The following is a 23,630-nucleotide window of genomic DNA, read 5'->3' as shown; positions in this document are numbered from 1 at the left end:
CCCTTTTTTCTTTGATTATAGCACTGGCTGTTTGTTTCCAGTGCTGGTACTTATTTCCAAACACAAAACGATAAAAAAGTGGTATATTCGTAATTATGAAGATACTGCTGAAAAAAATAAGAGAAGAGAGGAAATTATCCCTTCGGCAGATGGAAATCATGACTGGATTATCAAAGTCGGCTTTAAGTAGGATAGAGAATGGAGAGGTATCAATGACCCTCCATGAGGCCGAGATGATAGCAGAAGGGTTACATATTGGAATCGAGGATTTGTATGAATCAGCAGTGAAACACAAAAAGTGTCCCGATATCGGGACAAAGCGAAGGGAAAAGTGATCTGCTTCGTTCTCTAATTAAAAGGAGGGCGAGGTATGGATACAGATGATAAAATTTGCATGTGGTGTAGCAAGGCAATTTTGATGAGAAAGGAGGAATATATGATATTCAGGAGTATCCTGCTTAGCGCAGAACATTCTAAGCAGGAGAAAAGAATGATTCAGGATGTAATTGAGTTCATTGACAAAATGAGGGATCCTTAGAGATCCCTTAATTAATACCTTTTAGACAGAATTTCGTGTTGTGGCTCGTGTTGTGGCACAACATAAAAATGCACATTTTTCGTTAGTTTAACCACATTTACAATGTGGTTAAATAAAATAAAAAGTACGTATTTACGTTGTTTCCTGCAAATACGTACCTCTTAAAAATGGAGCTGAGGGGAATCGAACCCCTGTCCGAAAACCAATTCCCTGTTCTTCTACTATCATAGTCCTTTATTTGACATTCCCTCCACCATCAGAGAAAGGACACCCGGATGGCTTTAGTAGCTTCATGATACGACCCTATGCTCAAAGCTTTGCATAAGTCGTTTCTCACATAGTCGATGCCAGGTTCTTAAAGTGTGAGTGCTCTAAGGCTGACAGCTACCATTAGGCAGCGTAAGCTAATTCGTCGTTAGCGTTTATATTTATTTTTGCCATTTAACCCATCGCATGGGGATAGCTTCACCAGCTGCATGACCCCCGTCGAAACCAGTACAACCCCTGAATGATCAGAAATACATAGGACTGGTATGCTAACGAATCGTGCGCTTCCTACATAATAGCAGTTTCTGTGGTAACTGTCAAGGGCGGCCGGCGAAATAAATTCGTAGAAACTTTGTAAACAAAATCCACCTATTATTTAAGAGAAAAGAAATACCATCATCTCCACTTTCTGGTAATATAGGGATAACAGATAATATCTTTCGTCAACCGGAAGAAAGGGAGGTAATTATGAAAATGAACATGAAGAAAACAGCATATGCGGCAGGATTGACAGCAGCCATGGCAGCGGTGACCTTTGGCCTGGGAGGCTGTGCAGCCGGGACACAGTTTCCGGATACTTTAAAGGTACAGAACGTGGACAGTACCGGCAATAAGATCACGGTCACAGGCAGGGAAGAGGTAAAGGTAGTGCCGGACATGGCGGAGATCGAATATTCCATTTACAGCAGCAAGGATACGGCGGCAGCGTGCCAGGAGCAGAACAACAAAGATTTAAGTGCGGCCATTGAGACATTAAAGTCCCTGGGCGTGGAGGAAAAGTCCATCCAGACCTCTTCCTACGGCCTAAATCCTATCTATGACTGGAATTCATCCAATAAAGAGGTGACCGGGTATGAGATGACCACCCGTTTGACCGTGTCGAATATCCCCATTGACAAGGCAGGAACCATTATATCCGAATCAGTGGCAGCAGGAGTGAACGGAATCGATTCAGTGAGCTATTTCTCCAGCAACTATGATGCAAGCTACCAGGAGGCTTTAAAAGGAGCCATGGCCGTGGCAAAGGCCAAGGCGGATGCGCTGGCAGAAGCCAGCGGGAAGAGCATTGTGGGCGTTGCCCATGTGGAGGAGTTTGGATATAACCCCTATGTGAGAAATTCATCCTTCAGCGGAGCCGGTGCCGCAAAAGCGGAGACCATGGCTGCCGCAGCAGATATGGCGGTCATGCCCGGTGAGGTCAGTGTGGAGGCCCAGGTGACAGTGGATTACGAGATTCAGTAATCTGATAAAAATAACAGCGCTGGAAACGATTTTTCTGGCGCTGTTTTATATTGATATTTTCCAGCAAATATATTATGATTTACAATGTTGGCCCTGGATCATATCAATCAGGGGACAGGAGAGTAAATGATGAAAAACCGAATCGGTTATCTATACCTGGTGATTACCACTTTTATCTGGGGAAGCGTATACATAGCCAGCAAATATGCCCTGGAAACCATGGGACCGGTAACGGTGCTCTGTGTCCGTTACGTGGTTGCGGGAGCGGCTTTATGCATTCTGCTGAAGGTTAGAAAAACAAGGCGCCCCATAGAAAGGGGACACTGGAAATATATCTGGATCGTGGGCGGTCTGGGCTATTTTGTTTCCATCACATGCCAGCTGGTGGGGACAAAACTGCTGGACGCGTCCCTGGCATCTCTGATCAATGGAATGAACCCCATTACCATCTCTCTGCTGGCAGCCATTTTCCTCAAGGAGAAGATACAGAAAAAGCATATTGTAAGCATCTGCATATCCATTGTGGGCGTATATATCATCCTGGGGATTGGAGGAGGCTCTATCAGTATGGCAGGGGTTCTGGCCTCTGTGTGCTCCGTCCTGTTGTGGTCCACAGCTTCCGTGGCTATCAGAAAGGTTTCAGGCGGATATGACCCGGTACAGATCGCCCTCTATGGGTTGGGGATCGCCCTTATTTTCACCGTTCCCGCGGCCATTGTGGAATCGATGGGGCAGCCTCCTGTTATTAACAGGACAGCGGTTCTGTCCTGTATCTACCTGGGAGTGGTGGGAACAGCAGTGGCCCATACACTGTGGAATATGGCCCTTAAGCTTCTGGATGCCAGCGTGTGCTCCATGTTTTATCCTCTTCAGCCCCTGACTTCATCCATCCTGGGAGTGCTGCTTCTCCACGAAGTGCTTACCTGGAATTTTGTGGTGGGCGGTGTGCTGATCTGCGTGGGAGTGGTGGTTAGCGTGATGGAAAAGCGAACTGCGCCAAAGGGGTGATGTGGCTGCAATGGCTGCAGTATAGGAAAAGTAGGCAGTATAGGAAAAATGGGAAAAAGGACAAGAAAAATGCCCCCGGCCGTGCAGATCAGGCCGGAGGCATTTTTCTTATCATATATCACCATTACAATTATGAGGATTAATTCTTTTTAGCCGCTGCATTCTCCCTTGGAAGAATCACATTCAGCAGGATTGCCACACAGGTTGCAACCACAACAGGGGACTTGCCAAAAATGGTGGTGGCCCAGTCAGGGAATGCTGCCAGGGAATTGGCTGCCTGTGTAACGCCCATTCCTAATGCAACGGAAAGGCCTACGATTGAGGTGTTGCGGTAATTCATGTCCTCTGTCATGACTAATTTGATACCGGTCATGGCAATGGATGCAAATACTGTGATGGTAGCACCGCCCAGTACGCACTGGGGAATGGTGGTTAAGACTGCTGAGAACTTGGGAATCAGGCCTGCAACCAGCAGGATGACGGCTGCCATTCCAAGAACGATGCGGTTGATTACCTTGGTGGTCACTACAATTCCTACGTTCTGGCTGTAGGTGGCGGTTGGAAGTCCGCCCAGCACAGCGCCTATGATATTGGAGATACCGTAACCCACAATACCTCCCTGAAGCTCCTTGTCCTCCGGCATACGGTCCATGGAGCCGGTGGTGGTTGCGGAAAAGTCACCGATTGCCTGGATCGAGTTGATGGCAAATAAAAGACCGATGGCAACGCAGGAAGATGGGTCAAATACAACTCCAAAGTGCAGCGGGGTTGGGAACTGGAAAAGTCCAGCCGAGGCAACGCCGCTAAAGTCAACCAGTCCAAAGCCCAGGGCAACAACGTAACCAACGATAACGCCAATGAGGATGGAAGCCAGCTTTAATATGCCTTTGGTGTAATGATTTAAAACGGTAACTACGGCTAAAGTAATCAACGCAGTTGTCCAGTTCTGCCATGAGCCAAAGCCCAGTTTGCCGATCTCGCTTGCCAGAGGTTTGCCTGCTCCGCCTGCCATGTAGTTGACAGCAGTGGGATATAAGGAAAGACCAATGGTGAATACAACCGTACCAGCGATCAACGGCGGGAACAGCTTACGTATCTTTTTAATAGAAAAGCCAACAATAATTGCCACTATGCCGCCGACAATCTGGGCGCCTAATATCATCGGAACCCCCAGTCCGCTTTCATGGCCTGCAATGGCCTGCATACTGGGGACATATGCAAAACTCACACCCATGATCACAGGAAGGGCGGCTCCGATATGAAGACCGTTCTTATTGCCGATGGGGAAAAGCTGTAAAAGTGTGGCTAAACCTGCCACTACTAGGGCTGCCTGGATTAAAAAAACTTTATCAGTGGGATCTAGCCCTGCTGCTCCTGATACGATAATGGCGGGGGTTACGCACCCCACGATTGCGGCCACCACATGCTGCATTGCAAGTGGGAATGCCTGAGAAAAACTGGGTTTTCCATAATAGTCAAATAAAGCTGATTGATTACCGGCCTGATTCATATATGAGTTCCTCCTTAGGATTATTGATGAATGTGAGTTCCGGTCAGTCCTTGGATTCCCTCTTTTGCTTTTTCAAGCAAGGTTATGAGTGCAGTACGTCCATCTTTGGACTCTGCGAATTTCACAGCGGCCTGAACCTTTGGCAGCATGGAGCCGGGGGCAAAATGTCCCTCTTCCATGTATACATGGGCCTGGTCCGGTGTGAGATTATCCAACCACTTTTCTTCCGGTTTTCCGAAGTTGATAGCTACCTTTTCCACTGCAGTGAGGATGATTAAGAAATCAGCGTTCAGTTCCTCTGCTAACAGTTCACTGGCAAAGTCCTTGTCGATAACGGCGCTGGCGCCCTTTAAATGGTTGCCCTGACGGGTAACCGGAATTCCGCCGCCGCCGCATGCGATGACAAGCTGACCCGAGTCAACCAGGGAGCGGATAGCGCCGATTTCAACAATTTCAGCAGGCTTTGGAGAGGCGACCACACGCCGGTAACCGCGTCCTGCGTCCTCCTTCATGATGTATCCGTATTTTTCGGATGCGATCTTGGCCTGTTCCTCGGTCATGAAGTGGCCGATTGGTTTGCTGGGAGTGTCAAATGCAGGATCTTCTGCATCCACACGTACCTGTGTGATCATGGTAGCAACCGGGATATTGTACATCTCGCGGTTGTAGAGTTCCTCTCTCAGTGCATTCTGAAGGTCATAGCCGATATATGCCTGGCTCATTGCAACACAGACGGAGAGGGGAGTGTTAGGCTGGTTTGCGTCTTCGCGGCTCAGCGCGGCCATGGCATTGTTGATCATGCCCACCTGCGGGCCATTGCCATGGGCTACGATGACTTCGCAACCTTCTTCAATGAGGTCCACAATAGCTTTAGCGGTAATCTTAACAGCTATCATCTGCTCAGGAAGTGTGTTGCCAAGAGCGTTGCCGCCCAATGCGATGACAATACGTTTTTTCTTGTTTTCCATAGTGAAATTCCCCTTTATAGGCGGGATATGAGGGTATCCCGCATTGTTATTTGCACAATACAACTTATTTTGGAGACAAAAAGGGCTGCAGGACCGTTGTCCGGCAGCCCCTACAATGTACTACGAATGAGTTTGGGATTTATTTAAATACTCTAGGAGTTCCTTTTTCTTCCAGTTTCTTTAAGATTTCAGCTGGATCTGCAAACTTAGCTAACATGATCATAGCAGCGATCACATATGGCTTGTAGCTGGCTTCCTTGTACAGAGGATCACGGTAACGGTCAAATACAGATGCCTCAACCTCGCCGTCCTTGCAGCTTACATCATTGATGTCAGCTGGTAAGCAGTGCAGGTACAGAGCTTTGCCGTCCTTGGTGGTCTTCATCAGTTCTTCGGTACAGCACCAGTCTTTGTGCTCTGCGTTCTGAGCCAGCAGTTCTTTCTCCAGAGCCTTGATGCCATCGGAATCACCCTCTGCGTACAGATTGGTTCTCTTTTCCATAGCGGCAAATGGAGCCCAGCTCTTTGGATATACGATATCAGCATCCTTGAATGCGTCAGCCATGTCGTGGGATACACGGAAGGATCCGCCGGTCTTCTCAGCGTTCTTTTTCGCAACTTCCTCAACCTCAGGCATGATCTCGTAGCCTTCCGGATGAGCCAGAACAACTTCCATACCCATACGTGTCATCAGGCCTACAACGCCCTGAGGAACGGAGAGCGGCTTGCCGTAGGAAGGAGAGTAAGCCCATGTCATAGCTAACTTCTTGCCCTTTAAGTTCTCTACGCCGCCGAACTCATGGATGATGTGCAGCATATCAGCCATACACTGTGTTGGGTGGTCAATATCGCACTGTAAGTTAACCAGGGTTGGTTTCTGCTCCAGGATACCATCCTTGTGGCCCTGAGTAACAGCGTCAACTACTTCGTGCATGTAGGCATTTCCCTTGCCGATGTACATGTCATCGCGGATACCGATCACGTCAGCCATGAAGGAGATCATGTTAGCTGTCTCACGAACAGTCTCGCCGTGAGCTACCTGGCTCTTGCCCTCGTCCAGATCCTGAACTTCCAGACCTAACAGGTTACATGCGGAAGCGAAGGAGAAACGTGTACGTGTGGAGTTATCGCGGAATAAGGAGATACCCAGACCGCTTTCAAATACCTTTGTGGAAATATTGTTCTCTCTCATATAGCGCAGCGCATCGGCAACGGTCCAGACAGCTTCCAGTTCTTCGTCTGTTTTCTCCCATGTGAGGAAGAAATCGTTCTCGTACATTTCCTTAAAGTTGAGCTTGTTTAACTTATCAATGTAATCCTGTAATGTTTTCATTTGATTGACTCCTTTTATTATGTTTTATATTAATTTTTGGGGTACCGTTTGGATGCCTGGGCCTGGAGTTCTTCGGCGGCTTTCAGCATAAGCCGCCGAAATCCCAACAGGTCACTAGGACTTCATGGAAAATGGTATACGAATGAGCAGAGCGAACATAAAATGCCCTATGCTTTTTGGCCGCCCCGCAGGCCAAGAAGATGGCACTGCGGACCAGAGGGAGGCACCACACTGAGTGGCGGCCGGCAAAGTCGCCCTGCGGACAATAATCTAAATTAAGAGAAACAATTACTTGCAGTAAACAGTTGGCAGTGCTGCATAAACGGCTGCACATGTAACCAGATCCTGCTTCCAGGTGATCTCGTTGGGAGCATGAGCCTGAGCCTCAGCGCCGGGTCCAAAGCCGATACAAGGAATACCGTTACGTCCCATGATGGAAACGCCGTTGGTGGAGAAGGTCCACTTATCTGTCAGAGGACGGGCTTTTCTCATCTCTTCGGTAGCAGGTACGCCGATACGCTCATTGCCGAACAGGTTCTTATAAGCATCTTCCAGAGCCTTGGTTACATCATGATCCTCCGGGATCACCCAGGTTGGGAAGTAGCACTCGATTGGGTATGTAAGTCCCTTGTAGGAAGGACGGGAATACTCATACATGGAAACGGTAACGTCATCGCCATACTTCTGAACAGCAGGAAGGGCACGGATCTCATCCAGGCAGCTCTCCCATGTCTCACCGGCTGTCATACGGCGGTCCAGGGATACGGCGCAGGAGTCAGCAACCGCACAACGGCTTGGGGAGGTAAAGAAGATCTCGGAAACAGTAACAGTACCGCGTCCTAAGAAGTTAGCTTCCTTCCACTCAGGGTTGAACTTCTCATCTAACATCTTTACAAGGCCCTTAACTTCCTTGTCATCAGCAGCATCGTTCTCATTCAGCGCACGCACATCCTGAAGAATGTCAGCCATCTTGTAGATCGCATTGTCGCCGCGCTCAGGAGCGGAACCGTGGCAGGAAACACCCTTAACATCTACACGGATCTCCATACGTCCTCTCTGGCCGCGGTAGATTCCGCCGTCAGTAGGCTCTGTGGATACAACGAAGTCAGGGCGGACCTTATCTTCGTTGATGATATACTGCCAGCAAAGACCATCACAGTCCTCTTCCTGAACCGTACCGGTTACCAGAACCGTGTACTTGTCGCTTAACAATCCCAGATCCTTCATGATCTTAGCGCCGTAAACAGCACTTACAATACCGCCGCACTGGTCAGACACACCGCGTCCGCCGATCTCTGTCTCGTTCTCATAACCTTCATATGGATCAAAGTTCCAGTTGTTCTTGTTTCCGATACCAACGGTATCAATATGTGCGTCAAAACCGATCAGGGTCTTGCCTGTTCCCATGTAGCCTAATACATTGCCCATTGGGTCGATCTCAACCTTGGTGAATTCCAGTTTCCTCATCTCTTCAGCGATGCGGTCAATGTGTGCCTTCTCATCGCAGCTCTCGCCCGGGAACTTAACGATATCGCGTAAGAACTTGGTCATATCCTTCTCATAATTCTGTGCAGCTTCTTTGATTTTTGCGTAATCCAGACTCATTGTTTTCATTTCCTCCATATATATACTGTATTTATTAGTGGTGGTGCCGCCTGGCGGGGTGGATCCCAGGGCAGCGGTGGTGATTGGGTTTTTGATGATGATTGGGTGATTATTTATCGAGACCTTTCCATACAATGTTCTTGTAACGGTCAGGATCCGTATCGCCTTCAGTGGAGAAGAGCAGGACCTTGGAATTCTCATCCAGTCCAATGTCGCTTCTTAAATCCTTGTACTCATCCATGGTCATCATGGCTGCCAGTGCGCCGAATGGAGCAGCGCCGGACTCACCTGAGGTAACAGGTGCATCGCCCTTGATGGGAGCGCCCAACATGCGCATACCTGTGGCAGCTACCCAGTCGGGAGCGGCGATGAATACTTTTACATGGTTCTTTAAGATATCCCAGGAAATGGTGTTTGGCTCGCCGCATGCAAGCCCTGCCATAATGGTCTCCATATCGCCGTCCACAATGCGGATGGCGCCGTCTCCGGCAGCCGCTCCCTTATAGAGGCAGGCAGCAGCTTCCGCTTCCACAACCACGAATGTGGGAGGGTTGTCAGCGTAAAGGTTGGAGAAGTATCCCACAACAGCGCCTGCCAGGGAACCAACGCCTGCCTGTACGAAAATGTGGGTTGGGCGCTCACAGCCGTATTCCTTTAACTGCTCGCCGGCCTCCATGGCCATGGTGCCGTAGCCCTGCATGATCCAGGCCGGAATCTCCTCGTAGCCGTCCCATGCGGTATCCTGTACGATCACGCCTCTCTCTGTCTCATCCGCTTCCTTAGCTGCCAGACGGACACAGTCATCATAGTTCATCTCCTGGATGTCTACCTGCGCGCCTTCCTTGGCAATGTTCTCAAGACGTGTCTGAGTGGAGCCCTTAGGCATATGTACAACGGCTTTCTGTCCTAAACGGTTGGCTGCCCATGCAACCCCGCGTCCGTGGTTTCCGTCTGTGGCTGTAAAGAAGGTTGCCTGGCCGAATTCCTTTTTTAACTGGTCAGAAGTGAGGACGGAGTAGGGAAGTTCAGAAACATCCTTGCCGGTCTCGCTGGCAATGTAGCGGGCCATTGCAAAGGAACCGCCCAGCACCTTGAATGCGTTCAGGCCAAATCGATAGGACTCATCTTTCAGGAAAACATCTTTTACCCCCAGATACCCGGCCATGTGATCCAGCCTTGTAAGTGGTGTCTTGGTGTACTGAGGAAAGCTTTCATGGAAGGTCCTGGCCTTCTTTATCTCCTCAAGTCCCATGATAGGCAGGTTTTTATCATCTGTCTTTGGCATATGATTGACCGCCCATAGAATCTTCTGATCCATTTTACATAATCCTCCTTGTATGTGCGTTGATTGATTTTATATGTTCATGTTATGTGTTGCCGTCATCAGGTCAGCCGTTCTTGTCATCGGACTTGCGGCTGTTTACGTCAATGTAGCTGTACAAAGTGAATTTGGAGATTCCGAAGTACTTGGAAACCTTATCTCCTGACTTGGTAATAAGGAAAGCGCCCGCATCATTTAAGAACTGGATGGCGGTTACCTTTTCTTCCTTATTCATCAGTGCGGCAGGCTTTCCTATGAGAGCCACCGACTGTTCGATCAGGGTGTCTAACAGGTCATTGACATTGTGGACGATCTGCTCGGGCTGCTGTTTCACATCCGCTTGGGGTTCGGTATCGATGAGCGCCTTGATGGAGCGGTCCACAGTCATCAGTCCGGTTATATCGTAATTGATGGAAAGCAGGTAATCAATGGATGTGCCCTCCTTATTACGAATGTAAAAGGTGCTTGATTTTAATATCTTGCCGTTGGATGTACGGGTTAGGTATCCAAGATGGTCTTTTAAGGTAGCCGGGTCCTTGTGAAGTGTTTCTAATACTACTTTGGAGGGACCGTCCCCTTCCCGGCGGTTGGTCACGTGCCCGTTATTAATATGTACAACGGAGTGTTCCAAGTCATGCTTTTCCAGGTCGTGGATCACAATTTCACAGTCTGGTCCGAACTGTCTCGCAAGGCCATCTGCAAGCTGTTTCAGCAGGTCTAGTGTGTATGACATAGCTTTCATCTTCCTTTCCTCGGACTCTTCAAATTATGGTTACTTTGTACAATAAACATTTCGCTAATTTGTGATGCGTTGTTTATGATTCCATCATAGCACAAAAAAAATGAATTGCAAGAGGTTTTTACAAAAAAATTTAGAATATCTAAAAAATTTTGCATTTTATGCTTGCAAATGAGTTTATAAGGTGTTAGTATAGGGTTACAGGAAGTCCTGTTCTATCTTATTAAAGTTTATGAATTTAATAAGGCTTTTAGGACAAATTGTTTCACACTGATACATACAATTTATAAGCATTTTATAAAAGAAAAGGAGAAGAGGCTATGTTAGTGATCGGGAACGGACGTCTGGTGACAAGGGACGCTGAAAATCCATTTATTGAAAACGGTGCCGTGGCAATGGATGGAACAGTCATCAGTAAGGTTGGAACACTAGAGGAGATCAGGAAGGAATTTCCTGAGGCTGAATTTATTGACGCTAAGGGGGGCGTCATCATGCCGGCGTTCATCAATACCCATGAGCATATCTACAGCGCCATGGCCAGAGGGCTTTCCATCAAGGGCTACAATCCCAAGGGGTTTCTGGATATCCTGGACGGAATGTGGTGGACCATTGACCGCCACCTGACCAATGAGCAGACACGCCAGAGCGCAAGGGCGACTTATCTGGATTCCATTAAGAATGGTGTGACCACTGTATTTGACCACCATGCAAGCTTTGGCGAGATCCACGACAGCCTGTTTGCAATAGAGGATGCCGCTAAGGAGATGGGGATCAGGACCTGTCTGTGTTATGAGGTTTCCGACAGGGACGGTATGGACAAGGCAAAGGCGGCTGTTATGGAGAATGCGGCATGGATCAAACATGCGTTGGCTGACCAGACAGACATGTTTGCCGGAATGATGGGTATGCATGCCCAGTTTACCATCTCAGATGAGACCATGGAACTGGCGGCAGCCAACAAGCCCGCCGAGGTTGGGTACCACATCCATGTGGCTGAGGGGATCGAGGATCTTCATGACTGTCTGAAAAAGTATGGCAAGAGGATCGTGGACCGTCTCATGGACTGCAATATTTTAGGAAGCAAGACACTGTTGGGCCATTGCATCTATGTGAATCCCCACGAGATGGAGCTGATCAAGGATACGGATACCATGGTTGTACATAACCCGGAATCCAACATGGGAAATGCATGCGGATGCCCTCCCACCATGGAGATCGTACACAGAGGTATTTTGACCGGTCTTGGAACAGACGGCTACACCCATGATATGACAGAGTCCTTTAAGGTTGCGAACGTGCTGCACAAGCATCACCTGTGCGATGCCAACGCTGCATGGGGAGAGGTTCCCCAGATGCTCTTTGAGGGCAATGCAAAGATTGCAAACCGTTACTTTAAAAAGCCCCTGGGAGTGCTGAAGGAAGGTGCTGCTGCTGATGTGATCGTCACGGATTATATCCCCTTAACCCCCATGGATGCTTCTAATATCAACGGGCATATCCTGTTCGGCATGACCGGAAGGAGCGTGGTCACCACTGTATGTAACGGCAAGGTCCTGATGAAAGACAGGGAGCTGGTGGGCATGGATGAGGAGAAGATCCTCTATGAAGTTAGGGAAGAGGCTAAGAAGCTGGAGCGCTCCATCAACGGTTAAGCTTGAAGGTAAATGAGGAACCGCCTTCCAGGGATGGATAGGCTTTCCTCTATATAAAAAAATGCACAGCATGTATAATTTAAGTAGACAATGATTGCAGGGCGGCGGGATTTAGCACCTCAGGACGGACAGTCCTGGGCGGCTTGGCCGGATGGAGGAGATTGTATCCGGTGCTGGGACCTGGTCTGGTGCTTATAATAAGGTAAGCCCCCGGTAAAAAACGGGGAAAGGCAAGGAGGATAAGATAAAATGAGCGATATTATGACACCGATTCCATTTGGAAATCTGATGAACTGGATTCTTAAGGAGCACGAGAAAGGTGCTGTTTTTGGGATCAAGAGACCGTTTGTTGCAGACCAATCTAAGAACTATGAGATATTCGGCCGTAAGCTGGAGACACCCTTTGGCCCTGCGGCAGGACCCCACACCCAGCTGACCCAGAACATTGTAGCCGCATACGTGGCAGGCAGCCGTTTCTTTGAACTGAAGACCGTACAGAAGCTGGACGGCGAGGACCTTCCCGTTGCAAAGCCATGTATCAAGGCGGATGATGAATGCTATAACTGTGAGTGGTCCACAGAGCTGTACGTGCCCCAGGCATTTGACGAGTACGTGAAGGCTTGGTTTGCATGTAAGGTACTGGCAAAGGAATACGGCCTTGGCGCAATGGACGGATTCCAGTTTAACATGTCCGTTGGCTATGACCTGGACGGCATCAAGACAGAGAAGATCGACAAGTTTATCGAGGGAATGAAGGATGCTTCCGCAGCCCCTGTATTTAACGAGTGCAGACAGTGGCTCCTGGATCATCTGGACCGTTTTGAGAAGGTGACTAAGGAAGATGTGGAGAGCATTTCACCGGAGGTGTGCAATTGTATTACCCTTTCCACCCTGCACGGATGTCCTCCGCAGGAGATCGAGCGCATTGCCCGCTACCTGATCGAGGAGAAGAAAGTACATACATTCATCAAATGCAATCCCACCCTTCTGGGCTATGAGTATGCAAGGAAGCTGATGGATGACATGGGCTACGACTATGTTGCATTCGGGGATTTCCACTTTAAGGATGATCTGCAGTATGGGGATGCGGTTCCCATGCTTCAGAGACTGCAGGCCCTGGCGGATGAGAAGGGGCTGGAATTCGGCGTTAAGATCACCAATACATTCCCGGTGGATGTAAAGCAGAACGAGCTTCCAAGCGAAGAGATGTACATGTCCGGAAAGTCCCTGTACCCATTATCCATGTCAGTTGCCATGAGACTGGCCAAGGACTTTGGCGGAAACCTGCGCATCTCCTATTCAGGCGGCGCTGATTACTTTAATATTGAAGATATCGTGGACGCGGGCATCTGGCCTGTAACCATGGCAACCACCATGTTAAAGCCCGGCGGTTATGAGAGGCTGGAGCAGATCGGACAGATCTTTGCGGGCAAGGACGTTGCTGCATTTGAAGGTGTGGACGGGGACAAAGCCGCTGCACTGGTAGAAGCTGTGAAGAACGACAAGCACCATGTAAAGGCGGTAAAGCCCCTTCCGTCCAGAAAGATCAAGAAGCCGGTGCCCCTTACGGACTGTTTTGTGGCTCCCTGCCAGGAAGGCTGCCCCATCCATCAGGATATCACCAGATACCTGCAGCTTGCAGGAGCAGGTGAGTTTGAGCAGGCGCTGGAGGTCATCCTTAACAAGAACCCACTTCCGTTTATCACCGGTACTATCTGTGCCCATAACTGTATGAGCAAATGTACCAGAAACTTCTATGAGAGCCCTGTGGATATCAGAAGGACTAAATTAGAGGCGGCAGAGGGCGGCTTTGAGGCAGTGATGGCCAAGTTTGAGAAACCGGCTGTGACCACTGACAAGAAGGCGGCTGTGGTAGGCGGAGGACCAGCAGGACTGGCAGCGGCTTATTTCCTGGCAAGAGGCGGCATGAAAGTCACTGTTTTTGAAAAGGAAGAAAAGATGGGCGGCGTTGTCCGCAATGTGATCCCGGGCTTCCGTATCTCAGATGAGGCAATTGACAATGACGTGAAGATTGTTGCGGCCATGGGTGTGGAACTGGTCACTGGAAAAGAGATCACATCCGTTGATGAATTAAAGAAAGAATATGATTATGTGGTCCTGGCCGTGGGCGCTTCCGATAAGGGGATCCTTAAGCTGGAGGCAGGGGATACCATGAATGCGCTGGATTTCCTGGCACAGTTTAAGGCCACGGACGGAAATGTGGAATTAGGAAAGAACGTTGTGGTTATCGGCGGCGGCAACACAGCCATGGATACCGCAAGGGCGGCCAAGAGAAATAAAGGCGTTGAGAAGGTTTCCCTGGTATACAGAAGAACCAGACGTTATATGCCGGCTGACGAGGAAGAACTGGTAATGGCAGTGGAGGACGGAGTTGAGTTTGCGGAGCTTCTGGCCCCTGTTAAGCTGGAGAACGGAAACCTGTACTGCAAGAAGATGGTTCTGGGCGAATTTGATGCCAGCGGACGCCGCGGTGTGGTGGAGACGGATGAGATCGTGACCGTTCCCGCTGACACTGTGATCGCAGCCGTAGGTGAGAAGGTGCCGGGCGCGTTCTATGAGGAATGCGGTATTGTTCTGGACAGCAGAAGACGTCCTCAGGTAAACCAGGATACACTGGAGACCTCTGTAAAGGGCGTGTACGTGGCTGGTGACGGCCTCTTCGGACCGGCAACGGTTGTGGAGGGCATCCGCGATGGCAAGGCGGCAGCTGAGGCCATCATTGGAAAGGTTCTGGCAGAAGACCTGTTCAAACAGTCTGATGCAGATACCATCTATGGACGCAAGGGCAGGCTGGCGGAGGAAAATGACCAGATCATTGACAGTACCAGATGTCTGTCCTGTAACAGCTACTGTGAGAATTGTGTGGAAGTATGCCCCAACAGGGCTAACATTTCCCTGGTAGTGCCGGGAATGGATAAGCACCAGATCATCCATGTGGACTATATGTGTAATGAGTGCGGCAACTGTAAGAGCTTTTGCCCATGGGACAGCGCTCCTTATCTTGACAAATTCACCCTGTTTGCCAATGAGGCGGATATGGAGAACAGTAAGAATCAGGGCTTCACGGTAACAGATGCGGCGGCAGGCACATGCAAGGTAAGGCTTCAGGGCAAGGTGACGGATTATACGGTCGGCTCCGCTAATGAGGATGTACCGGAGGGGATCCGGAAGATAATTGCAGCTGTGATCAATGATTATTCCTATATGCTATAAATAAAAAAATGAGTTCCCATATAAATATGGGAACTCTGTTATCACAAGATTGTTAAAAAAGTAACGTTATTCTCGCGCGAGAATAGAGACAAAAGCTTCTGTCAGGAACAGAGTATGACAGTGGGACGAGGTGTTTCCGTATGGCAAGGGAAAAGGCAGAAAAGGTGGTATTTACGTTCCACACCACAACCATGGCTATGAAAATGGAACGGAGCGCAAAAGAGTCCGGGAGTCCGGGGCGGCTCATACCTGTCCCACGGCAGATCAGCGCCGGATGCGGCATGGCCTGGAGCGCCCCGGCCGGTGACAGGGAAACGCTTGAAACGCTGATCCGGGAGGCCGGGATAGAGACAGAGGGGACTTATAATCTTTTTTTATAAAGCTATTTGCGATGGAACGTGAAGGCAGGAGGTAAAGATGGGAGAGAACTATAGTTTTACAGTAAACGGTGTGATGCGCAGCACCAGCGAGGATAAACCGCTGCTGCGCTATTTGCGGGAGGACCTTCATCTCCATTCGGTTAAGGACGGATGCAGTGAGGGGGCCTGTGGTACGTGTACGATCGTGGTAGACGGGAAGGCGGTTAAATCCTGTATACTGACCACGAAGCGCGCAGTGGGTAAGAACATCATCACCACAGAGGGGTTAAGCGATGCGGAGAAGGAAGCCTTTGTGTACGCTTTTGGCGCAATGGGATCCGTGCAGTGCGGGTTCTGTACTCCCGGTATGGTAATGGCCGGAAAGGCGCTGATCGACAGGGTTCCGGATCCCACAGAGGAGGAGATCAAGTTTGCCCTGAAGGGAAATATCTGCCGCTGTACCGGATATAAGAAGATCATAGAAGGGATCCAGCTGACAGCAGCGATCCTGAGAGGGGATGCAAAGATTGAGGAATCCCTGGAAAAAGGGGATTCTTATGGCGTGGGAGAGCGCGCATTCCGTCTGGATGTGAGGGAAAAGGTGCTGGGATATGGTGAATATCCGGGAGATGTGGAGATGGAGGGAATGGTATATGCCTCCGCAGTGCGTTCTAAGTATCCCCGGGCCAAAGTGCTGGATATCAATTTCCAGGAGGCCATGGCACTTCCGGGCGTACTGGCTGTGCTGACAGCCGAAGACGTGCCCAATAATAAGGTGGGGCATCTCCAACAGGACTGGGACGTTATGATCGCAAAGGGTGACATCACCCGGTGTGTAGGCGATGCCATATGCCTGGTAGTGGCTGAGACAAGGGATATCCTGGAAGATGCAAAAAAACTGGTCAAGATTGATTATGAGGAACTGACACCCGTATGCTCCATCCATGAGGCCATGGCTGAGGATGCGCCAAAGGTGCACGAAAAGGGAAATCTGTGCCAGAGCCGCCATGTGACCCGCGGAGATGCAAAGAAAGCGCTGGAGAATTCCAAGTATGTGGTGACCCAGACCTATACCACGCCGTTTACAGAGCACGGATTCCTGGAACCGGAATGTGCTGTGGCATTCCCGTACAAGGACGGTGTTAAAGTCTACTCCTCAGACCAGGGCGTGTATGATACCCGCAAGGAGATATCCATTATGCTGGGCTGGGATCCGGACCGCATTGTAGTGGAAAATAAACTGGTTGGCGGCGGCTTTGGCGGAAAAGAAGATGTTTCCACCCAGCATATTGCCGCACTGGCTGCATTAAAGGTACAGAGACCTGTTAAGGTGATTTTCTCCAGACAGGAATCCATTAATTTCCATCCGAAGCGCCACGCAATGGAAGGAACATTTACCCTGGGATGTGATGAGAACGGAATCTTCACAGGCCTTGACTGTGAGATCTATTTTGACACAGGTGCATATGCGTCTCTGTGCGGGCCGGTGCTTGAAAGAGCCTGTACCCATTCCGTAGGACCATACTGTTACCAGAACACGGATATCCGCGGATTTGGTTATTACACCAACAATCCTCCGGCAGGAGCCTTCCGGGGATTTGGAGTATGCCAGAGTGAATTTGCCCTGGAATCCAATATCAACCTGCTGGCTGAAAAAGTGGGCATTTCCCCCTGGGAGATCCGTTACCGCAACGCCATTGAACCGGGCAAGGTGCTGCCCAACGGCCAGATCGCAGACTGCTCCACCGCACTGAAAGAAACACTTCTGGCAGTTAAGGACGCATATGAGAGTAATCAGGGCAGGGCCGGAATTGCCTGTGCCATGAAGAATGCAGGTGTGGGCGTGGGCCTTCCTGATAAGGGACGCGCAAAGCTGAAAGTCCATAACGGCAAGGTGGAATTATATGCAGCTGCCTCCGATATCGGCCAGGGATGCGCAACCGTATTCGTACAGATGGTGGCTGAGGTGACCGGGCTTAAGAAGGAACAGATTAAGAACATGGGCGCCAATTCCGAGGTTGCACCGGATTCAGGAACCACCTCCGGTTCCCGCCAGACCCTGATCACAGGCGAGGCGGTCAGAATGGCTGCAGCAGATGTTTTAGAGGCGCTGAAGGAAGCGGGCGGCGATATGTCCCAGCTGGAGGGAAGAGAGTTCTTTGCGGAATTCTTTGACCCCACCGACAAACTGGGAGCAGATGTGCCCAATCCCAAGAGCCATGTGGCTTATGGTTTTGCAACCCATGTGGTGATCCTGGATGATGAGGGAAAAGTAAAAGAAGTATATGCGGCCCACGATTCCGGCAAGGTGGTGAACCCGATCTCCATTCAGGGACAGATCGAGGGCGGCGTGCTTATGGGACTGGGCTATGCCCTGACAGAGGACTTCCCGTTAAAGAACGGTGTTCCCCAGGCCAAGTATGGCACACTGGGTCTGATGCGTTCTACCCAGATTCCGGATATCCACGCCATCTATGTGGAGAAGAAAGAACAGCTTCCATTTGCATACGGCGCAAAAGGAATCGGAGAGATTGCTACCATTCCTACGGCTCCGGCCGCCCAGGGCGCTTATTATGCCATGGATCATATACTGCGTACCAAACTGCCAATGGAGAATACATTCTATAAGAAAAAGAAATAAAGACATTTGCCGGGCCAGATACACCCTGCCGGGCAGTGTAAAAGGACAGCGAAAGGCGGACATCCCGCTTTTCGCTTGTTCCACATAAGGAGGGAAAGATGACATCTATGGATGAAACAATAGAGTTCCGCTTTGCCAGACGTGGCGATGTGCCTCAGATACTTACTTTTATAAGGGAACTGGCTGACTATGAGGGGATGCTGGACCAGGTGGTCGCCACGGAGGAGCTGCTGACCAAATGGCTGTTTGAAAAGGAGAAGGCCGAGGTCCTTTTGGGAAGCTGCGGGGGAAAGACCGTGGGATTTGCCCTGTTCTTCCACAATTTTTCCACCTTTTTGGGCAGGGGAGGCATTTATCTGGAAGATCTGTATGTCTGTCCGGAGTACCGGGGCCGCGGATATGGCAAAGCATTTCTGATGCAGCTGGCAGCCGTTGCAGTGGAGCGGGGATGCGGCCGTCTGGAATGGTGGTGTCTGGACTGGAATAAGCCCAGTATTGATTTCTATCTGGGTATGGGAGCAAAGGCCATGAGTGACTGGACCGTGTACCGTATTGACGGGGAGCGGCTTCAGGAAATGGCGGATGAGGCATAACTTGTGTAGATCACAGAACAGGAGAGTGAGGAAGATGAAACAAGTATTAAAAGGCGGAACAGTGGTGACCGGCAGCGGCAGCTTCCGGGAGGATGTGCTGATCCATGGGGAAAAGGTGGTTGCAGTGGGAAGCCCGGAGGAGATTGAGCGCCTGACGGACCGGGATACCGGTGTGGTGGATGTGGAAGGCTGTCTGCTGTTTCCGGGATTTATTGACGCTCACACCCATTTTGACCTGCATGTGGCAGGTACTGTAACAGCGGATGATTTTGCTACAGGCACTAAAGCAGCTGTCAGGGGCGGCACCACCACCATTGTGGATTTCGGCACCCAGTATACAGGGGAGAGCCTGGCGGACGGATTAAGGAACTGGCATGAAAAGGCGGATGGGAAATGCTCCTGCGATTATGGCTTCCACATGTCCATTTCAGACTGGAACCCGTCTGTGAGCAGGGAGCTGGACGATATGATGGAGGAGGGAATTACCTCCTTTAAGCTGTATATGACATATGATACCCAGGTGGATGACAAGACTATTTTTGAGATCCTGCGCAGGTTAAAGGAAGTGGGCGGTATCACCGGGGTGCACTGTGAGAACAGCGGAATGATCGCGGCCCTTCAGGCAGAGGCCAAGGCAGCCGGAAAGATGGGAGTGGAAAGCCATCCGGCCACCCGCCCTGCGGCAGCGGAGGCGGAGGCCATTGACAGACTGCTGCGCCTGGCAGAGGTGGTGGACATTCCTGTAATCGTGGTTCATCTCACCTGTAAGGAAGGCTATGACGTGATTATGGAAGCCAGGAAAAGGGGACAGAAGGTCTATGCGGAGACCTGCCCGCAGTACCTCCTTATGGACGACAGCCTGTATTCTCTTCCGGGCATGGAAGCAGCTAAATATGTGTGTGCCCCGCCTCTGAGGAAAAAGGAAGATTCACAGTGTTTGTGGAATGCCCTGGCAGACGGAACCATCCAGACGGTTTCCACGGACCACTGCAGCTTTACCACAGAGCAGAAAGCCCTTGGCAAGGATGACTTTACCAGGATACCGGGGGGGATGCCCGGAGTGGAGACCAGGGGAACCCTGTTGTATACATATGGTGTGGATGGAGGAAGGATCACACAGGAGAAGATGTGCCAGCTGCTCTCAGAGAATCCGGCCAAACTCTATGGAATGTACCCGGTCAAGGGCGCCATCGCCCCTGGCAGTGATGCTGACATTGTAGTGCTCCGGCCTGGCGTGGATGATGTGGTGACAGCCGGGAACCAGGTGCAGAACGTGGATTATGCGCCGTTTGAGGGCACAAGGCTGACAGCCCGCATTGAAAGCGTATTCCTGCGGGGCAGTCAGGTGGTGAAAGACCATCAGGTGGTGGTTGAAAAGGCCGGCAAGTTTGTGAAGCGGGGAAAATATAATTTATAGTCATAAAAGCGCTTATGTACGCAGCTGATCACGTGCATAAGCGCCTTTTTTTATGAAAAAATAAAAAAAGGCTTGCAATATACCCCGTCAGGGTATATAATCAGCTTGTAAGCAGATACCCCATTGGGGTATATAAAAATACAACAGACAGGAGAATGCAAAGTGGAGAAGGAAACATGCTGCTGCCATAAAACAAAGGAGCGTTCAGAGCAGGAATATAAAAGCCTGATCAACCGGTTAAACCGGATCGAAGGTCAGGTGCGGGGGGTTAAGAGCATGGTGGAGAAGGATGCGTACTGTACGGATATCCTGGTACAGGTGGCGGCTGTGAACGCAGCGCTCAACAGCTTCAGCAAGGAACTGCTTGCCAGCCATATCCGAAGCTGTGTGGTAAATGATATCCGGGACGGCAAGGAGGAGACCATAGACGAGCTGGTGGCCACCATCCAGAAACTGATGCGTTAGAGATCTGAAGGATTGCTTTTAGATAGAGAAAGGAGATGTGCAATATGGAACAATATACAGTGACAGGCATGAGCTGTGCGGCCTGCAGCGCCAGGGTGGAAAAGGCAGTGGCCAAGGTGCCGGGCGTCACTTCGTGCTCGGTCAGCCTGCTGACCAATTCCATGGGCGTGGAAGGAAGCGCGTCCAGCCAGGAGATTGTAAAGGCAGTGGAAGCCGCAGGGTATGGTGCGGCTGTGAAGGGGGAGACGGCAAGTAAGCCCTCTGCGGGTGACACCGATGACATGTTAAAGGACAGGGAGACACCTGTTTTAAAGCGCCGTCTGTACTATTCCCTGGGATTTTTGATCGTCCTTATGTATTTTTCAATGGGGCATATGATGTGGAACTGGCCGGTTCCCGCTTTCTTTGCGGATAATCACGTGGCCATGGGGCTTTTGCAGCTACTTCTCACCGGTATTGTCATGGTGATCAACCAGAAGTTTTTTATCAGCGGTTTTAAGGGGCTGATACATAGGGCTCCCAACATGGATACGCTGGTGGCTCTGGGATCAGGGGCTTCCTTTGTTTACAGTGTGTATGCACTGTTTGCAATGACGGATGCCCAGGTGAACGGGGACATGGCCGGCGTCATGTCATACATGCATGAATTTTACTTTGAATCAGCAGCCATGATCCTGACCCTGATCACAGTGGGAAAGATGCTGGAAGCACGCTCCAAGGGCAGGACTACGGACGCCTTAAAGAGCCTGATGAAGCTGGCGCCCAAGACAGCCACCCTGAAGGTGGACGGCGTGGAGACGGAGGTTTCCATTGACCAGGTGAAAAAGGGGGATATCTTTGTGGTCCGGCCGGGGGAGAATATCCCTGTGGACGGGATCGTGCTGGAGGGAAGCAGTGCGGTGAATGAGTCCGCTCTGACAGGAGAGAGCATACCGGTGGACAAAAGCGCGGGTGACCAGGTTTCCGCAGCCACAGTGAACCAGTCCGGTTATATTGTGTGTGAGGCATCCCGGGTGGGGGAGGATACCACGCTGTCCCAGATCATACAGATGGTAAGTGATGCGGCGGCCACCAAAGCGCCCATTGCCAAGGTGGCGGACCGGGTATCCGGGGTATTTGTGCCGGCCGTGATCGCCATTGCGGCTGTGACCATGCTGGTATGGCTGATCGCCGGAGAAAGCATTGGATTCGCCCTGGCAAGGGGAATTTCCGTGCTGGTCATCAGCTGCCCCTGTGCCCTGGGACTGGCAACGCCGGTGGCCATTATGGTGGGCAACGGAATGGGAGCAAAGCACGGGATCATGTTTAAGACAGCCGTTTCCCTGGAGGAGACGGGAAAGATGGAGATCGTGGCCCTGGATAAGACAGGAACCATTACCAGCGGCGAGCCCAGGGTAACGGATGTGATACCCGCGGAGGGTATCACGGAACGGCAGCTGCTGGAGCTGGCATTCTCCCTGGAGAAAAAGAGCGAGCATCCCCTGGCAAAGGCGGTGCTTGTAAAGGCCGGGGAGCTGGGCATCCGGGCACAGGAGGTAAGTGATTTTAAGGCCCTTCCCGGCAACGGATTGTCCGCAGTTTTGGAAAACCGCCTTTTATGCGGCGGCAACTTTACATTTATCAGCAGCCAGGCTCAGGTGACCGAGGAGATGAAGACCCAGTCCGAGCGGCTGGCGGAGGAAGGAAAGACGCCTCTGTTCTTCAGCCGTGACGGCGTGATGGCCGGCATCATTGCCGTGGCCGACACCATGAAGGAAGACAGCCCTCAGGCCGTAAAGGAGCTTCAGGACATGGGAATCCATGTGGTGATGCTTACCGGCGACAATGAGCGCACGGCCAGGGCAGTGGGAAAACAGGCCGGTGTGGACGAAGTGATCGCAGGCGTGCTGCCGGATGGAAAAGAGAGCGTGATCCGCTCCCTGAAAAAGAAGGGCAGAGTGGCCATGGTGGGCGATGGCATCAACGATGCTCCGGCCCTTACAAGGGCTGATATCGGTATTGCTATTGGGGCAGGAACGGATATTGCCATTGACGCGGCGGACGTGGTGCTGATGAAGAGCCGTTTAAGGGATGTGCCGGCCGCGATCCGTATGAGCCGTGCAACTCTTCGCAATATACACGAGAACCTGTTCTGGGCATTCTTTTACAATGCAGTGGGAATACCTTTGGCAGCAGGTCTTTGGTATCCGGTGTTTGGATGGAAACTGAATCCCATGTTTGGAGCAGCGGCCATGAGTCTGTCCAGTTTTTGTGTGGTGACCAACGCGCTCCGGCTTAACTTTTTTAAGATGTATGATGGCTCAAGGGATAAAAAGATCAAGGTAAAAAGAAAGGAAGAAAAGAAAATGGTAAAGACAATGAAGATTGAAGGAATGATGTGCGGACATTGTGAGGCCAGGGTAAAGAAGTGCCTGGAGGGCCTGGCACAGGTGGAAGAGGCGGTGGTAAGCCACGAGGCGGGCACGGCAGTGGTGACCCTGAACGGGCCGGTGGATGACAGTGTGCTGAGGAAGACGGTGGAAGACCAGGATTACAAGGTTTTGGATATCCGGTAAAGGTGCTCTTGTCCACTGGGGGTGTATAAGTATATTGCGTGGCGGGGAAAACAGCTGCCACGCAATATTTTTAGTTTTAGGCGCTGCATCACATGGATGAAAAGCGCTTGCCGGGATCATTTCCGGGATTACATATATTTGTACTGTTCTGCCAAATGTGATAGAATAACAATTATTGGAGGT

18 protein-coding genes and 1 other RNA gene are annotated in these 23,630 nt (G+C 50.6%); 12 read left to right on the top strand and 7 right to left on the bottom strand.

All coding sequences use genetic code 11. From position 1 onward, the window contains the following. On the top strand, positions 1–190 hold a 190-nt coding region (locus tag CLFS41_RS30585), incomplete at its 5' end, for a hypothetical protein (RefSeq protein WP_207642656.1). Between the two features lie 180 nt (positions 191–370). After that, positions 371–538, top strand: coding sequence for a hypothetical protein (locus CLFS41_RS30545; protein WP_200895123.1), 168 nt, complete (start codon positions 371–373; stop codon positions 536–538). Between the two features lie 165 nt (positions 539–703). On the opposite strand, the gene ssrA is transcribed toward CLFS41_RS30545, so the two are convergent. Further along, positions 704–1,043, bottom strand: a transfer-messenger RNA (tmRNA) gene (ssrA, locus tag CLFS41_RS29690). Between the two features lie 230 nt (positions 1,044–1,273). Between ssrA and CLFS41_RS28230 the strand changes: the two genes are divergently transcribed. Together CLFS41_RS28230 and CLFS41_RS28225 are read left to right on the top strand one after the other, a co-directional pair. Next, positions 1,274–2,047, top strand: a complete 774-nt coding sequence (locus CLFS41_RS28230) for an SIMPL domain-containing protein (RefSeq protein ID WP_045094255.1) — start codon at positions 1,274–1,276, stop codon at positions 2,045–2,047. Positions 2,048–2,173: 126 nt separating this feature from the next. Beyond that, a complete protein-coding gene (locus CLFS41_RS28225; protein ID WP_007860335.1) occupies positions 2,174–3,055 on the top strand; it encodes a DMT family transporter in 882 nt (293 codons plus the stop codon). Between the two features lie 139 nt (positions 3,056–3,194). On the opposite strand, the gene CLFS41_RS28220 is transcribed toward CLFS41_RS28225, so the two are convergent. The 6 genes from CLFS41_RS28220 to CLFS41_RS28195 form a co-directional block, all read right to left on the bottom strand. Next, a complete protein-coding gene (locus tag CLFS41_RS28220; protein WP_045094254.1) occupies positions 3,195–4,565 on the bottom strand; it encodes a nucleobase:cation symporter-2 family protein in 1,371 nt (456 codons plus the stop codon). Positions 4,566–4,585: 20 nt separating this feature from the next. Next, positions 4,586–5,533 (bottom strand): carbamate kinase, encoded by a 948-nt coding sequence (gene arcC, locus CLFS41_RS28215; RefSeq protein WP_007860331.1) that lies wholly within the window; start codon positions 5,531–5,533, stop codon positions 4,586–4,588. A gap of 139 nt (positions 5,534–5,672) precedes the next feature. Next, entirely contained in the window at positions 5,673–6,866 is a 1,194-nt protein-coding gene (gene ygeW, locus CLFS41_RS28210) for a knotted carbamoyltransferase YgeW (protein WP_045094253.1), read from the bottom strand. 288 nt (positions 6,867–7,154) lie between these two features. Continuing rightward, complete coding sequence (locus CLFS41_RS28205) at positions 7,155–8,465, bottom strand: YgeY family selenium metabolism-linked hydrolase (RefSeq protein ID WP_347469206.1); 1,311 nt, start codon at positions 8,463–8,465, stop codon at positions 7,155–7,157. A 115-nt stretch (positions 8,466–8,580) separates the two neighbouring features. Next, on the bottom strand, positions 8,581–9,789 hold the full coding sequence (gene dpaL / locus CLFS41_RS28200) for a diaminopropionate ammonia-lyase (RefSeq protein ID WP_007860324.1): 1,209 nt from the start codon (positions 9,787–9,789) through the stop codon (positions 8,581–8,583). 70 nt (positions 9,790–9,859) lie between these two features. Then, positions 9,860–10,525 carry a helix-turn-helix transcriptional regulator gene (locus CLFS41_RS28195; protein WP_040415099.1) on the bottom strand — a complete coding sequence of 222 codons (666 nt, stop codon included), beginning with the start codon at positions 10,523–10,525 and terminating at the stop codon, positions 9,860–9,862. A 326-nt stretch (positions 10,526–10,851) separates the two neighbouring features. Between CLFS41_RS28195 and ssnA the strand changes: the two genes are divergently transcribed. From ssnA to CLFS41_RS28155, 8 genes are all read left to right on the top strand, one after another. After that, on the top strand, positions 10,852–12,183 hold the full coding sequence (gene ssnA, locus CLFS41_RS28190; RefSeq protein WP_007860318.1) for a putative aminohydrolase SsnA: 1,332 nt from the start codon (positions 10,852–10,854) through the stop codon (positions 12,181–12,183). A gap of 249 nt (positions 12,184–12,432) precedes the next feature. Next, on the top strand, positions 12,433–15,417 hold the full coding sequence (gene ygfK / locus CLFS41_RS28185; RefSeq protein WP_007860317.1) for a putative selenate reductase subunit YgfK: 2,985 nt from the start codon (positions 12,433–12,435) through the stop codon (positions 15,415–15,417). Between the two features lie 140 nt (positions 15,418–15,557). Next, positions 15,558–15,797, top strand: a complete 240-nt coding sequence (locus CLFS41_RS28180; RefSeq protein ID WP_007860316.1) for a DUF3343 domain-containing protein — start codon at positions 15,558–15,560, stop codon at positions 15,795–15,797. A 37-nt stretch (positions 15,798–15,834) separates the two neighbouring features. After that, a complete protein-coding gene (gene xdh, locus CLFS41_RS28175) occupies positions 15,835–18,417 on the top strand; it encodes a selenium-dependent xanthine dehydrogenase (RefSeq protein ID WP_007860315.1) in 2,583 nt (860 codons plus the stop codon). Positions 18,418–18,524: 107 nt separating this feature from the next. Continuing rightward, a complete protein-coding gene (locus tag CLFS41_RS28170; protein ID WP_040415668.1) occupies positions 18,525–19,010 on the top strand; it encodes a GNAT family N-acetyltransferase in 486 nt (161 codons plus the stop codon). A gap of 34 nt (positions 19,011–19,044) precedes the next feature. Then, a complete protein-coding gene (hydA, locus tag CLFS41_RS28165) occupies positions 19,045–20,427 on the top strand; it encodes a dihydropyrimidinase (RefSeq protein WP_045094252.1) in 1,383 nt (460 codons plus the stop codon). A 162-nt stretch (positions 20,428–20,589) separates the two neighbouring features. Further along, positions 20,590–20,892, top strand: coding sequence for a metal-sensing transcriptional repressor (locus CLFS41_RS28160; RefSeq protein WP_045094251.1), 303 nt, complete (start codon positions 20,590–20,592; stop codon positions 20,890–20,892). Positions 20,893–20,936: 44 nt separating this feature from the next. Further along, complete coding sequence (locus CLFS41_RS28155; protein ID WP_007860310.1) at positions 20,937–23,447, top strand: heavy metal translocating P-type ATPase; 2,511 nt, start codon at positions 20,937–20,939, stop codon at positions 23,445–23,447. The last annotated feature ends 183 nt before the right edge of the window (positions 23,448–23,630 follow it).

Origin of the sequence: Clostridium sp. FS41 (assembly GCF_000954015.1) — a bacterium.
Classification (GTDB): domain Bacteria; phylum Bacillota; class Clostridia; order Lachnospirales; family Lachnospiraceae; genus Enterocloster; species Enterocloster citroniae.
The sequence above is the reverse complement of the archived record's forward strand: the minus strand, read 5'-3'. Positions and strand labels throughout refer to the sequence as shown.

Bases quoted from the DNA above. Each gene is read 5' to 3' on its own strand.
- CLFS41_RS30545 (WP_200895123.1), top strand. From the start codon at position 371: ATGGATACAGATGATAAAATTTGCATGTGGTGTAGCAAGGCAATTTTG.
- CLFS41_RS28230 (WP_045094255.1), top strand. From the start codon at position 1,274: ATGAAAATGAACATGAAGAAAACAGCATATGCGGCAGGATTGACAGCA.
- CLFS41_RS28225 (WP_007860335.1), top strand. From the start codon at position 2,174: ATGATGAAAAACCGAATCGGTTATCTATACCTGGTGATTACCACTTTT.
- CLFS41_RS28220 (WP_045094254.1), bottom strand. From the start codon at position 4,565: ATGAATCAGGCCGGTAATCAATCAGCTTTATTTGACTATTATGGAAAA.
- arcC (WP_007860331.1), bottom strand. From the start codon at position 5,533: ATGGAAAACAAGAAAAAACGTATTGTCATCGCATTGGGCGGCAACGCT.
- ygeW (WP_045094253.1), bottom strand. From the start codon at position 6,866: ATGAAAACATTACAGGATTACATTGATAAGTTAAACAAGCTCAACTTT.
- dpaL (WP_007860324.1), bottom strand. From the start codon at position 9,789: ATGGATCAGAAGATTCTATGGGCGGTCAATCATATGCCAAAGACAGAT.
- CLFS41_RS28195 (WP_040415099.1), bottom strand. From the start codon at position 10,525: ATGTCATACACACTAGACCTGCTGAAACAGCTTGCAGATGGCCTTGCG.
- ssnA (WP_007860318.1), top strand. From the start codon at position 10,852: ATGTTAGTGATCGGGAACGGACGTCTGGTGACAAGGGACGCTGAAAAT.
- ygfK (WP_007860317.1), top strand. From the start codon at position 12,433: ATGAGCGATATTATGACACCGATTCCATTTGGAAATCTGATGAACTGG.
- CLFS41_RS28180 (WP_007860316.1), top strand. From the start codon at position 15,558: ATGGCAAGGGAAAAGGCAGAAAAGGTGGTATTTACGTTCCACACCACA.
- xdh (WP_007860315.1), top strand. From the start codon at position 15,835: ATGGGAGAGAACTATAGTTTTACAGTAAACGGTGTGATGCGCAGCACC.
- CLFS41_RS28170 (WP_040415668.1), top strand. From the start codon at position 18,525: ATGGATGAAACAATAGAGTTCCGCTTTGCCAGACGTGGCGATGTGCCT.
- hydA (WP_045094252.1), top strand. From the start codon at position 19,045: ATGAAACAAGTATTAAAAGGCGGAACAGTGGTGACCGGCAGCGGCAGC.
- CLFS41_RS28155 (WP_007860310.1), top strand. From the start codon at position 20,937: ATGGAACAATATACAGTGACAGGCATGAGCTGTGCGGCCTGCAGCGCC.